Origin of the sequence: Burkholderia sp. 22PA0106, assembly GCF_047497155.1 — a bacterium.
Classification (GTDB): Bacteria; Pseudomonadota; Gammaproteobacteria; order Burkholderiales; family Burkholderiaceae; genus Burkholderia.
The window spans coordinates 3435506-3448517 of record NZ_CP163163.1; the positions used below are offsets into that span (position 1 = coordinate 3435506).

Annotated in this window: 11 protein-coding genes; 4 read left to right on the top strand and 7 right to left on the bottom strand. The window is 68.9% G+C overall.

Annotated elements, in window-relative coordinates; genetic code table 11:
* Positions 1 to 35 precede the first annotated feature (35 nt).
* On the top strand, positions 36 to 1316 hold the full coding sequence (locus AB4850_RS30245; protein ID WP_414443082.1) for an amino acid deaminase: 1281 nt from the start codon (positions 36 to 38) through the stop codon (positions 1314 to 1316).
* 124 nt (positions 1317 to 1440) lie between these two features.
* A complete protein-coding gene (locus AB4850_RS30250; protein ID WP_414443083.1) occupies positions 1441 to 2022 on the top strand; it encodes a DJ-1/PfpI family protein in 582 nt (193 codons plus the stop codon).
* Positions 2023 to 2086: 64 nt separating this feature from the next.
* Here the strand turns inward: AB4850_RS30250 and AB4850_RS30255 are convergent, their stop codons facing one another.
* Both AB4850_RS30255 and AB4850_RS30260 read right to left on the bottom strand, forming a co-directional pair.
* Positions 2087 to 2593 carry a MarR family winged helix-turn-helix transcriptional regulator gene (locus tag AB4850_RS30255; RefSeq protein ID WP_414443084.1) on the bottom strand — a complete coding sequence of 169 codons (507 nt, stop codon included), beginning with the start codon at positions 2591 to 2593 and terminating at the stop codon, positions 2087 to 2089.
* A 50-nt stretch (positions 2594 to 2643) separates the two neighbouring features.
* Entirely contained in the window at positions 2644 to 4239 is a 1596-nt protein-coding gene (locus tag AB4850_RS30260; RefSeq protein WP_414443085.1) for an MFS transporter, read from the bottom strand.
* Between the two features lie 115 nt (positions 4240 to 4354).
* Between AB4850_RS30260 and AB4850_RS30265 the strand changes: the two genes are divergently transcribed.
* Positions 4355 to 5239: an EcsC family protein gene (locus tag AB4850_RS30265; RefSeq protein WP_414443086.1), complete on the top strand. Its 885-nt coding sequence runs from the start codon at positions 4355 to 4357 to the stop codon at positions 5237 to 5239.
* Here AB4850_RS30265 and AB4850_RS30270 read toward each other — a convergent pair.
* Together AB4850_RS30270 and AB4850_RS30275 are read right to left on the bottom strand one after the other, a co-directional pair.
* Positions 5221 to 6183: an alpha/beta hydrolase gene (locus AB4850_RS30270; protein ID WP_414443087.1), complete on the bottom strand. Its 963-nt coding sequence runs from the start codon at positions 6181 to 6183 to the stop codon at positions 5221 to 5223. The genes AB4850_RS30265 and AB4850_RS30270 overlap by 19 nt on opposite strands.
* Positions 6184 to 6238: 55 nt before the next feature.
* Positions 6239 to 6673 (bottom strand): CHRD domain-containing protein, encoded by a 435-nt coding sequence (locus tag AB4850_RS30275; RefSeq protein WP_414443088.1) that lies wholly within the window; start codon positions 6671 to 6673, stop codon positions 6239 to 6241.
* A gap of 417 nt (positions 6674 to 7090) precedes the next feature.
* Here AB4850_RS30275 and AB4850_RS30280 point away from each other — a divergent pair, with 417 nt between their 5' ends.
* Entirely contained in the window at positions 7091 to 8395 is a 1305-nt protein-coding gene (locus tag AB4850_RS30280; RefSeq protein ID WP_414443089.1) for an NAD(P)/FAD-dependent oxidoreductase, read from the top strand.
* 54 nt (positions 8396 to 8449) lie between these two features.
* On the opposite strand, the gene AB4850_RS30285 is transcribed toward AB4850_RS30280, so the two are convergent.
* The 3 genes from AB4850_RS30285 to AB4850_RS30295 form a co-directional block, all read right to left on the bottom strand.
* On the bottom strand, positions 8450 to 10009 hold the full coding sequence (locus tag AB4850_RS30285) for a DHA2 family efflux MFS transporter permease subunit (RefSeq protein WP_414443090.1): 1560 nt from the start codon (positions 10007 to 10009) through the stop codon (positions 8450 to 8452).
* Positions 10010 to 10044: 35 nt separating this feature from the next.
* Positions 10045 to 11274: an EmrA/EmrK family multidrug efflux transporter periplasmic adaptor subunit gene (locus tag AB4850_RS30290; protein WP_414443091.1), complete on the bottom strand. Its 1230-nt coding sequence runs from the start codon at positions 11272 to 11274 to the stop codon at positions 10045 to 10047.
* Positions 11275 to 11365: 91 nt separating this feature from the next.
* The gene (locus tag AB4850_RS30295) at positions 11366 to 12895 is read right to left on the bottom strand and encodes an efflux transporter outer membrane subunit (protein ID WP_414443092.1); all 1530 of its coding nucleotides are present in this window, start codon (positions 12893 to 12895) and stop codon (positions 11366 to 11368) included.
* Positions 12896 to 13012: the final 117 nt, after the last annotated feature.

Genomic DNA, 13012 nt, shown 5'->3' on the forward strand with positions numbered 1-13012 from the left:
GATACAAACATGACGAGACGATGGAGCACTCGAAGATGAAAGTTACAAACTATCAGGAAGCCACGATCCAACCGACCGGTAAGGGCCTGGGCCGCGTGCCGAGCGCGAGCGTGCAGTTGTCGGACGCCGCGCGGCTCGAATGGAACCTGCTCGAGGAAGACGTCAGCCTGCCGGCGGCGGTGCTGTACGCCGATCTCGTCGAGCACAACCTGAAGTGGATGCAGGCGTTCGTGGCCGAATACGGCGTGAAGCTGGCCCCGCACGGCAAGACCACCATGGCGCCGCAACTGTTCCGCCGCCAGATCGAGACGGGCGCCTGGGGCATCACGCTGGCCACCGCGCATCAGACGCGCGCCGCGTATCACGGCGGCATCGACCGCGTGCTGATGGCCAATCAACTGGTCGGCAAGCACAACATGGCGATCATCGCCGAGCTGCTGTCGGACCCCGATTTCGAATTCTTCTGCATCGTCGATTCGGCCGAGAACGTCGAACAGTTGGGCCGCTTCTTCGCCGCCGCCAACCGGCCGCTGCAGGTGCTGCTCGAACTCGGCGTGCCGGGCGGGCGCACCGGCGTGCGCGACGCCGCGCAGCGCACGGCCGTGCTCGAGGCGATCGCGCGCCATGCCGACACCATCAAGCTGGCCGGCATCGAGGTGTACGAAGGGGTGCTCAAGGAAGAAGGCGAGGTGCGCGCGTTCCTGCAGGACGCGGTGGCGCTCGCACGCGGCTTCGCGGCGGAAGGCCGTTTCGCGCGCTCGCCGGCTGTGCTGTCGGGCGCGGGTTCGGCCTGGTACGACGTGGTGGCCGACGAATTCGCGCAGGCCCAGGCCGACGGCGTGATCGACGTGGTGCTGCGCCCGGGCTGCTACCTGACGCACGACGTCGGCATCTACCGCAAGGCGCAGAACGACATCCTCGCGCGCAACCCGGTGGCCAAGCGGATGGGCGAGGCGCTCAAGCCGGCGCTGCAACTGTGGGCCTACGTGCAGTCGATTCCCGAGCCGGATCGCGCGATCGTCGCGCTCGGCAAGCGCGACGCGGCGTTCGACGCGGGCTACCCGGAGCCGGCGCGCCACTACCGCCCCGGCACCGAGGCCGCGCCGCGCGCCGTGACGCCGGCCGACGGCTGGGAAGTGACGGGCATGATGGACCAGCACGCCTACCTGAAGATCGCGCCGGGCGCGGACGTGAAGGTGGGCGACATGATCGCGTTCGACATCTCGCATCCGTGCCTGACGTTCGACAAATGGCGGCAGATCCTGGTGGTCGACGGCGATTACCGCGTGACCGACGTGATCGAAACGTACTTCTGAGCCCCGCCCGGCTGCCCCGGCGCCCGCACTCGCATTGAGCGCGCGCCAGGGTGGCGGCCCGTCACGACGCCGCCCCGGCGCGAGGCGTACACTGCCCGCTCGTCTTCAACTCGCGGAGCAGATGATGGCAGCCAAGCAGATCCTCTTCCTCACCGGCGATTTCGCCGAAGACTACGAAACCATGGTGCCGTTCCAGGCGCTGCAGGCCGTCGGCCATACCGTGCATGCGGTGTGCCCCGGCAAGCGCGCCGGCGACAAGATCAAGACGGCGATCCACGATTTCGAGGGCGACCAGACCTACACGGAAAAGCCCGGTCACCACTTCACGCTGAACGCGAGCTTCGACGAGGTCGATGCGGCGCGCTACGACGCCATCGCGATCGCGGGCGGCCGTGCGCCCGAATATCTGCGTCTCGATCCCAAGGTGATTGCGCTGGTGCGCGCGTTCGTCGAAGCGGGCAAGCCCGTGGCGGCGATCTGCCATGCGGCGCAACTGCTGGCGGCCGCCGACGTGATCCGCGGCAAGAAGATTTCGGCCTATCCGGCCTGCGCGCCCGAAGTGCGGATGGCGGGCGGCGAATACGCCGACATTCCGGTCGATGCGGCCGTGACCGACGCGCCGTTCGTCACCGCGCCGGCCTGGCCCGCCCACCCGGCGTGGCTCGCGCAATTCCTCAAGCTGCTGGGCACGCGCATCGAGCTTTGACACGGCGGGGTGGAATGCGGCGTGCTCTGCACCGTCGCGCCTCGCACCTCGCACCTCGCCCAACTCAAGCCGCCGGATTCGCTCCGGGTGCGGCCGGCACGGTGCCGGACTCCGGCGCATCGGCCTGCCCTACCCCCGGCGCGGCGCCCACTTCCGCAATCCGCGCCTCCAGCATCGCCAGCGCGCCCGACAGCGCATTGAGCGCCTCGTCGGGCAGCGCCGACATCGTTTCGTCGAGAAACGCCACGCGGCGCGGCATGCATTCGTCGAACACGGCGCGCCCGTCCGCCGTCAACGTGACGTTGGTCACGCGGTTGTCGCGCGGGTCCGGCGCGCGCGCGATCCAGCCGAGCGCCTCCATCGATTTCAATTGACGCGTCAGCGCGCCCGGATCGGTGCGCACCAGCTCGACGAGCCGCTTCTGCGAGGCCATGCCGTTTTCGTTATGCAGCGCGATCAGAATCCGCCAGCGCGGCATCGGCTGGCCGACATGCGCCTCGAAGGCGGACAGGAACGCGCGATAGGTGCGGCCGAATTGTTGAAGAATCGCGACGCGGTCTTGAGCTTCCATGTATCGAACGACAGTAACGGTGGATTCGGTTGATTCGTCGACCCCGCCGCTCATTCGGCGACGACGGTCGGTTCGATCTTGCTGCGCAGCCGGATCGGCGGCACGCGGCAACTCTGCCAGACGGACAGCACGGCCACCACGGCGGCGACCGCGATGCCGAGATGGATGGCCCCGACCAGCGAGGTGCGCGCGGTTTCGAGCAGCAGCGGGCCAGGGTGGCCCTGCTGCACGAGTTCGGCCACCACGCGCGTTTGCGCGGCGCGATCGATCAGGATCTGCGGGTCGGACAGTTGCCCGAACCACTGCATCGCGCGATCGCTGCCGAGCGCATCGCGCACGCCGCCGGCGTACATCTGATTGACCAGCGTGCCGGTCAGCGCGGTGCCGATCATACCGCCAACCATGCGCAGCGATTGCAGCAGCGCGGTGGCGATGCCCAGATGCTCGCGCCCGGCTGTCTGCTGCGCGAACACGGTCAGGTTCGGCAGCACGAAGCCCAGGCCGATCCCGCCCGCCACCATGACCGCCAGCAGCAGCCCCTGCGGCGTGGTGTGCGACGACAGCGCCACGCCCGCACAGGCCACCGCGAGCAGAGCGAAGCCGGCCGGCAGCATCGCGTTCGGGTTCGGAATGCGCGTGACGATGCGGCCGTTGAGAATGCTGCCGATCGTGATGAACACCACCAGCGGCGTGATCACCACGCCGGCCGCCTTCGGCGACATGCCGAAGCCGCCCTGGAACAGCAGCGGCGCGAAGAACAGCAGCGAGAACATCGAGAAGCCCGCCAGGATCGCCAGCGAGAACAGCATCGCGAGCGAGCGGTTCGCGAACATGTCGAGCGGCAGCAGCGCGTGCGGGCAGCGCTTTTCCCAGCGCCACAAAGCGAAGCCACCGGCCACCGCGATCAGCAGCAGCACCGCCGGCCAGCCGAAAAAGCCGCGCTTGGGCAGCCATTCGACGAACAGTTGCAGCGAACCGAGCACCACCGCGATCAGCAGCGCGCCGGGCCAGTCGAGCCGCATCTTGCCCTCGTGCTTGGCGTGACGCAGGTGCGGCAGGTAGCGGATCACGAAATACAGCGACAGCAGCCCGAACGGCAGGTTCACGTAGAACACCGAGCGCCAGCCCCAGAACTGCGTGAGGAAGCCGCCGAGCGACGGGCCGATCGCGTTGGCGATGCCGAACGCCGTGCTCATCAGCACCTGCCAGCGCAGCCGCACCATCGAATCGGGGAACAGGTCGGGCACGCAGGCGAACGCGGTGCCCACCAGCATGCCGCCGCCGATGCCCTGCAACACGCGTGCGAACACCAGGAAGGTCATGCTGCCGGCCATCCCGCACAGCATTGAGGCCGCCGTGAACACCACGATCGAGGCGATCACGAACGGCTTGCGGCCGTAGTAATCGCCGAGCCGGCCGAAGATCGGCACGGTGATCACCGAGGTCAGCAGGTAGGAGGTGGCGACCCAGGCGTACAGATCGAAGCCGCGCAACTCGGCGACGATGGTCGGCAAGGCGGTGCCCACCACGGTCTGGTCGAAGGCGACCAGCATCGTGACGAACGACACGCCCAGCATGGCTAGCAGGGATTCGCGGAAGGGCAGGACTTGCCCGCTCGAATGGTGGGCTCGGGTATGGACGGCCATCTTTTGCTCACGCAACGTTTGATGAGTCAACAATTTCGAGATACTACCATGCATGCGGTAGGCTACGCAGACGCAGATGGCCCCGCGAACGCATCAGGCACCCCGTTGGAGGGATATGGAACCGATTTTTCACCCTGTCGATTCGACACTGTCGCCCGAGGATCTCGACACGCTGCGGCGCGCGAAACTGGCGCTCGAAAGCCCGTCGCTGACGATGAAGCTGACCAGCGTGGTGGGTGCGCCGATCGAGAAGATGATCGCGCGGCTGCCCGGCTTCGCCACCGACAAGATCAACGACGCGACCGAGCTGGCGCTGCGCAAGTGCCTGCAACTGGCGCTGCGCACGCTCGGCAGGTCGAGTGGCGTGGCAAGCATCGGGGAAACGTCCGACAAGCCCAGCAATTTCCTGCACAAGCTGGCCGTGGCCACCACCGGGGCGGCGGGCGGCGCGTTCGGGCTGTTCGCGCTGCCGGTGGAGCTGCCTGTCACCACCACGCTGATGTTCCGCTCGATCTGCGACATTGCGCGCAGCGAGGGCGAGGATCTGGCCTCGATCGACACGCAGTTGCAGTGTCTGGCCGTGCTCGGCATGGGCGGCGGCTTCGCGAACGCCGGTACGGCGGCTGGCAGGCAAGGCGGCGAGGTGGATCCGGACGCCGAGCGCGACGCCGATTTCGGCTATTTCGTGCTGCGCGGCGCGCTGGCGCAGGCGGTGTCGAAGGCGTCGTCGGAGATCGCCTCGAAGGGCTTCGCGACGCATGGCTCGGCCGCGCTGCTGCGGCTCGTGCAAGTGATCGCCTCGCGCTTCTCGGCGCAGGTCACCGAGCAGATCGCCGCCAAGTCGATCCCGGCGCTGGGCGCGGTGCTCGGCGCGACCGTCAACACGCTGTTCATGGATCACTTCCAGCAGGCGGCGCACGGCCACTTCGCGGTACGCCGGCTCGAACGCAAGTACGGACTGCCGGCGGTGGAGGCCGCCTATCAGGCGATCGCGACCTGAACCTGCTGCGGGCGGCGCGACGTCACGCGGCGCACGAACGCGGCCGCGTCGTCGAGCGCGCGGCCCGACTCGGGTACGTACGGCACGGCCATCTGCCAGACGTGCGGCATGCGCGGCCACACCTGCAGCTCGACCTCGACGCCGGCCGCCTGCGCACGCTCGGCGAAGCGGCGCGAATCGTCGAGCAGCACTTCGGTGCTGCCGGCCTGGATCAGCAGCGGCGGCAACCCGGCCGCGTCGGCGTAGAGCGGCGATACATAAGGATCGGTGGCGCTGGCGTCGCCCACATACAGGCGCGCGGCACGGCCCAGCGCGGCGCCCGCGAACATCGGATCGGCACCGTCGTTGGTCACCAGCGTCGCGCCGGTTGCCGCCAGGTCGGTCCACGGCGAGAACAGCACCGCGCCGGCCGGCAACGGCGCGCCGCGATCGCGCAACGCCACCAGCAGCGCCAGCGCGAGGCCGCCGCCGGCCGAGTCGCCGGCCACCACGATCGAGGCCGGATCGATGCCCGAGTCGAGCAGCGCCGTGTAAGCCGCCAGCGCATCGTCATGCGCGGCCGGAAACGGATGCTCGGGCGCGAGCCGGTAGTCGGACGAGAAGGTGCGCGCGTTGGCCCGCGAGGCCAGCGCGAACACGAGCGGGCGGTGCGTGGCCGGCGTGCAGAAGTAATAGCCGCCGCCGTGGAAATACAGCAGCGTCGGTGATGAAGCCGAGGCCGCCGTGCCCACCGGTTCGAGCCATTCGCCGCGCAACGGGTCGCGCGGCGCACCGCCTTGCGCATAGCATTCGCGCAGCCGCCAACCGGCCGGCACGCGCGTGGGGAACGGCCGCCGACGCTCGGCCAGATCGCGCGCATGCGCCACGTCGATCACGGGCGACAGCGTCTTCGGCCGCACCCGCCGACGCAATATCCAGCACGCCAGTTCGGACTGCCAGCTCATCGGTTCTCCTTGCTGTGTGGTGGGGGCTTGCTTGAGCAATTTCGCGTGCCGGCGTTCAGCTCGCCGGCTCGATCTGCCCGCGGATTTCGCCCGTCGGATGCGCCTGGGTGTGGATGTTGAAGTACCACTTGCCGGCCATCAGCTCGGTCACCTGGCGGTCGTCGAGCATGGCCGAGCCCTTGATCGGGCTCGCGAGCGCCTCTTTCGCGATCGGCACCTGCACGCCGGCGTTCTGGCCGACCGGCGCGGGGCCGTGGAAATGCGCGGCGGTCGCCGGGCCGCTCAGGCCGCCGTAGGTCACGGTCCAGACCAGCGTGTGGGTGCTGGTGTCGAAGCTGGCATCGAGCGTGCCCGAGCCGCGCGTGGCGGTGGGCGGCACTTCGCTCGACGGCTGCAGGTTGGCGACGAGCTTCGCCGTCTCCGCATGAGCCGCCACGCTGGCCAGCGCGCCGAGCAGCATGCCGGTCGTCAGGAAACGCAGGATTTGCATGGGATCTCCAGGTCGTGGATGTCGCGTGCCGCACCGGCCCCGCTGCTGCGATGGTAGACGATCGCCGGGCCGCGCGGCGAACGCCCGATGCGTCGCGATACCGAAGGCCGTTCGCGCATCGTACGCCACACGCCGATCGTTGCAGGCGGGATGGCCTTCGGGGCGATGTGCAGGATGCCTGACGAGATGCGACGACGGCATTAGCGCCGATACGGCGTGCGGTGAGCGCCGCTTTTACGTCTGCGCCCGGCATCCGTGCGTTCCGCCCGCGCACGTTTGAAATCCTCGCCCGGCCCGCATGCCGAGCCGCACATGGTCAGGAACCGCATCGCGACTCGCTACCGACCTGATCCAGTCCCCCACCCCGACAATCGGCCAGATTGCCGGACGCCGCGTCGCGTGAGACGATCCCCACCCATGACACCGACCTTCCTCCAGCATGCGGACACGCTCGCGCGTGATTCGTACTACGAAGCCACCGCCACCCGCCCGGCCGCCGACGATCCTGTGCTCGACAGCACGCTCGACGCCGACGTGTGCGTGATCGGCGCGGGCTTCTCGGGCCTGTCGGTCGCGCTCGATTGCCGCGCGGCGGGCCTGAGCGTCGTGGTGCTCGACGCCTACCGCCCGGGCTGGGGCGCCTCCGGCCGCAACGGCGGGCAGGTGATCGGCGGCTTCGCGAACGACCACGAAATCGTACGCCAGCTCGGCGACGACGGCGCACGCGCCGCATGGCGGCTCTCGTTCGACGGCGTCGAGTTGATCGCCGAGCGGATCGCCCGCTACGGCATCTCGTGCGACTTCACGCGCGGCTACCTGACGCTCGCCACCAAGCCGCGCCGCGTGCCCGAACTGCGCGCCTGGATGGACGCCGCGACGCAGCGCTGGGGCCACCCCGCCCTCACCTGGCTCGACACCGACGCGATCCGCGCGCGCGTCGCCTCGCGCCTCTATCTGGCCGGCGTGCACGATCCGCTGTCGGGCCACCTGCATCCGCTCAAGTACTGCCTGGGCCTCGCCGACGCGGCGCGCCGCGAGGGCGCGCAACTGTTCGCGCATTCGGCCGTCACCGGCGTCGTGCGCGGCGAACGGCCGGTGGTGCGCACCCGTTCGGGCGAGGTGCGCTGCCGCTTCGTGGTGTCATGCGTCAACGCCGGCCCCGGCGGCTTCCTGCCCGAGCCGATCGAGGCGCGCATCGGCCCGGTGCCGTCCTACCTCATCGCCACCGAGCCGCTCGGCGCGGCACGCGCCGATGCCCTGATGCCGGGCCGCGAGGCCGCCTGCGACAACAACGTGTTCCTCGACTATTACCGGCTGTCGGCCGATCACCGGATGGTGTTCGGCGGCCGCGCCACCTCGGCCGGTGCGGCGCCCGAGCAGCTCTCGGCGTCGATCCGCGCGCGCATGATCGAAGTGTTCCCGCAACTGGCCGACGCGCGCATCGATTACCGCTGGGGCGGCTTCGTCGACGTCACGCGCAACCGCGCGCCCGACATCGGCGCGCTCGATCCGAACTACTTCTATCTGCAGGGCTTCAGCGGCCACGGCGTGGCGCTGACGGGCATCGCAGGCCGCGCCGTGGCGCGCGCGATCGCCGGCGAACGCACGATGTTCGACCTGTTCGCGCGGCTGCGGCACCGGCGCTTTCCGGGCGGCCCGGCGTGGCGGCAGCCGGCGCTCGAACTTGGCATGCTCTGGCATTCGGTGCTGGAACGCTTCTGAAACGACCACGGCCCGCAGCCGAAACGCTGCGGGCCGTTTTTCATGCCGTGACGCTCAGTGCGCGCCGCCGCCATCCGCCGCCGGTGCGCCCTTGGCCTGGCGTACCGGCTTGGTGATCCAGATCAGCGGAATGATCAGGATGAAGATCACCGACGAGATGAAGAACACGTCGTTGAGCCCCATCACCAGGGCCTGCCCGTCCACCGACAGATTGAACAGCGCATGCGCCGTGTCGCTGCCCACATGCAGCGACGACTGCATCGAATCGATCGACTGGTTGTAGATCGGATTGGTCGCGTTGGCCTGCTCGGTCAGCCGCTCGTGATGCAGCACCGTGCGGTTGTTCCAGAGGTTGCCGATCAGCGAGGTGCCCACCGCGCCGCAGAACATCCGCGCGAAATTCGACAGGCCGGCCGCCGCCGGGATCTTCTCGGGCGGCAGCCCCGACAGGATGATCGACGTGAGCGGCACGAAGAACAACGCCATCGGAATGCCCTGCAGCAGCGTGGGCAGCACGAGGTCCCAATTCGACACGTCGGTGTAGAAGCGCGTGCGCATGAAGAACACGCCCGCGAACAGCACGAAGGCCATCGTCGCGATCACGCGCGCGTCGCTCTTGGGCAGGATGCGCCCGATGAACGGCGTCAGCACGATCGCGAACACGCCGAGCGGCGCGGTGGTCAGCCCCGAATCCACGGCGCGGTAGCCGAGCGATTCCTGCATCCACTGCGGCAGCACCACCAGCGTGCCGAAGAACATCGCATAGGCCACCGACAGCGCCACGGTGCCGCCCGCGAAATTGCGCTGCTTGAACAGCCGCAGATCCACCACCGGGTTCTTCGCAGTCAGCTCCCAGATCACGAAGAACGCGAAGCCGATCGCCGCGACCACCCCGAGCCCGACGATGAACGGCGAACCGAACCAGTCGAGATCCTTGCCCTTGTCGAGCATCACCTGCAGCGAGCCGACCCAGACGATCAGCGCGATCAGCCCGACCGTGTCGATCGGCAGCTTGCGCGTGACCGATTCGCGATCGCGGAAGATCGACCAGGTGACCGCCGCCGCGAAGATGCCGACCGGGATGTTGATGTAGAAGATCCACGACCAGTTGTAGTCGTAGGTGATCCAGCCGCCGAGCGACGGCCCGGCGATCGGCCCGACCAGCGTGGTCATGCCCCACAGCGCGAGCGCCGTGGACGATTTCTGCTTGGGCCACGCGCCGAGCAGCAGCGCCTGCGAGAGCGGCGCGAGCGGCCCCGCCACGGCGCCCTGCAAGATTCGCGCGCCGAGCAGGAACGGCAGGTTCGGAGCCAGCCCGCACAGCCACGAGGACAGCACGAACAACAGGATCGCGGTGACGAACAGGCGTACCTGGCCGAAGCGCTGCACGAGCCAGCCGGTCAGGGGAATCGACACGGCGTTGGCCGCCGCGAAGATCGTGATCACCCACGTGCCTTCATCGACGGACACGCCGAGGTCGCCCGAAATGGTCGGGATCGCGACGTTCGCGATCGACGAATCGAGCACGTTCATGAACATCGCGAGCGACACGGCCACGGTGCCGAGCGCGAGCTTGCCGCCTGTCAGCGGACCGGGAGAGGAAGGAGCATTCATCGAGTCGTCCGGTGGTTGCCGTCAGCCATCCCGCCTCAGGCGAGCGGCTTGCGGTGCGCCGTGGCGGCGGCCGCGGCCGGCGCAGCCGCCGGGCGGCCCGGGCCGCCGGCCGCGTTCTCCGCGATGATACGGGCGATTTCGGCATTGGCCTCGTCGCCGTACTTCGCGAACACGTCGGTCTGGTAGACGGTGTTCTGCACGCCGCCCAACTGGCCGCCGCTCTCGTCCTGGATGTTCACGTCGACCTGCATCGACAGGCCGATGCGCAGCGGATGCTGTTCGAGCTCCTTGGGATCGAGCGCGACACGCACCGGCAGGCGCTGTACCACCTTGATCCAGTTGCCCGTGGCGTTCTGCGCGGGCAGCAGCGAGAACGCCGAGCCGGTGCCGGCCGAGAAGCCCACCACCTTGCCGTGATACTTGACCGACGAGCCGTACACGTCGGCCGTCACCTCGACCGGCTGGCCGATGCGCATGTGCGTCAGTTGCACTTCCTTGAAGTTCGCGTCCACCCAGATCTGGCCGAGCGGCACCACCGACATCAGCGGCGTGCCGGGCGAGACGCGCTGGCCGACCTGCACCGAGCGCTTCGCCACGTAGCCCGTGACCGGCGCCGGCAGCGTGTTGCGCGCGTTCGCCAGATAGGCGTCGCGCACGCGCGCGGCGGCGGCCAGCACGTCCGGATGGTTGCTGACGGTGGTGTTGGCGGTCAGCGCCACGTTCGCCGCGAGCTGCTGCTTGGTGGCGTCGAGCGAAGCCTGCGCGGCTTTCACGGCGTCGCGGGCGTGCGAGATTTCTTCCTGCGAGACGGCGCCCGTCTGCGCGACCGCGACGCGGCGGCGCAGGTCGTCCTGCGCCTTCGACAGATCGGATTCGCGCTGCGTGACCTGGGCGCGGAACTGGTCGTCATCGGCGTACATGCCGCGCACGCGGCGCACCGTCTGCGCGAGGTTCGCCTCGGCCGATTGCAGCGAGATCGCCGCGTCGGCCGGATCGAGCTTGACGAGCGGCTCGCCTTGACTGATCGATTGCGTGTCGTCGGCGTTGACCGCGATCACGGTGCCGGTGACCTGCGGCGTGATCTGCACGATGTTGCCGTTCACGTAGGCGTCGTCGGTGTCTTCATGGAAGCGCGCGACCAGGAAGTAGTAAAGGCCGTAGGCGACAGCGGCGATCACGACCACGACGGCGAGCAGCGCCATCATCCGCTTGCGCTTGCCGTTCTGCGCGGCGGGCGCCGCGGCTTGTTGCTGGGGTTCGCTCATCGCGAGGTTCTCCGTCTGCGCCCGTCACGCCGCGCTGCGGCGCGACGGGCTCTGCTTGTCGATTCGAATTGGAACTGGAACTGCGGGAAACTCAGCCGGCGGCCGGGGCCGATGCTGCCGTGACGGGCGCGGCGGCGGGGGCCGGGGCCGACGCCGCATCCGGCGCGGCGAGCGGCGAACCGCTTGCGTCGAAGCCGCCGCCCAGCGCGCTGATCAGGCCGATCTGCATGTCGCGGCGGCGCATCACGAGGTTCGTGACGGTCTGCTCGGCGCTCAGGCGGTTGACGTCGGCACTGAGCACCAGCAACTGCGGCGCGAGGCCGGCCTTGTAGCGCACCACGGCGAGATCGTAGGCGCGCGCCGAGGCGTCCAGCGCGCGCTGCGCATCGCCCATCTGCCGGTCGATCGAGCGGATCGTCGCCACCTGCGTGGCCACGTCGTTGAGCGCGCCGATCAGCGTCTGGTTGTAGTTCGCGACGTTCAGATCGAAATCGGCGTAGCGCCCTTTCAACTGCGCGCGCAAGGCGCCGGCATCGAAGATCGGCAGGTGCACGGCCGGCCCGAACTGCGCCTGGCGGCTCGCGAATTTCAAGAACTGGCCCCAGCCGAACGCATCGAAACCGAAGCCCGCCGCGAGATTCACGTCGGGGAAGAATTCGGCCTTCGCCTCCTTCACGTCGTGCATCGCCGCTTCCACCTGCCAGCGCGCGGCCACCAGGTCGGGCCGGCGCGCCACCAGGTCGGCCGGAATGTTGCCGGGCAGATCGACCGCCCCGCCCGGCTTCAGCACCGGCACGGCGATCTTCAGGCCGCGGTCCGGGCCCTTGCCGAGCAGCGCCGCCAGTTGATAGCGGGTGACGGTGATCTGGCCGTCGAGATCGGACAGCGAGGATTGGCTGGTCGCCACGTTGCCGCGCGCGGTCTGCCGCTCGACGTTGGTGTCGAGGCCCGCGCCCACGCGCCCTTCGGTGATCTTGCCGACCGTCTGGCGGTTGTCGATCTCGCGCTGGGCGATGTCGCGCAGTGCATAGAGCTGCGCGAGCTGGTTGTAGCTGCGCGCGACCGACACGGCGAGCGTCACGCGCGCCTGCTGGAATTCGGCCTGCGCCGCCCGCTGCTGCGACACCGCCGAGCGCAGCCGCTGACGGTTCTTGCCCCACAGGTCAAGCTCCCACGTCGCGCTCGCCAGCACGTTGTTCTCGCTGTACCAGCTGCCGCCATAGGGCGGCGGATACAGGCCGTTGCCCGAATACAGTTCGCGCGTCCAGGAATAGCTGCCCTCGACCTTCGGCATCAGCGCCGCGCGCGACGTCTCGATATACGACGACGCCTTGGCCAGCCGCGCCTGTGCCTGCGCGATAGTCGGGTTGCCGTCGAGCGCCTCGGCGATCAGTTGCGGCAGTTGCGGATCGCCGAACTGCTGCGCCCAATCGAGCGTCGGCCATTGGCCGCCCTCGGCGGGCAGGCTCTGGGTCGCTTCGAGTTGCGAGGCCGGCTCGATCTGCTTGTCGCTGTGGATGCCGATGTAGTTGGCGCAACCGGCCAGGGCGAACGCGGCAACGGCCGACAGCGCCGCCGCGCGGATCGCGCGCAGCGGCATCGGCTTGGCCCGCGCGCTCATCGTGCGGCTCCGCGGCGCACCGTCGTGCCTGTAACGAGTTTCATAAGAACAGCTCCCCTGGATTGATGGACTAGACAACTAATAGGACGCACGACGAGGACCCAATACGCACCGCGC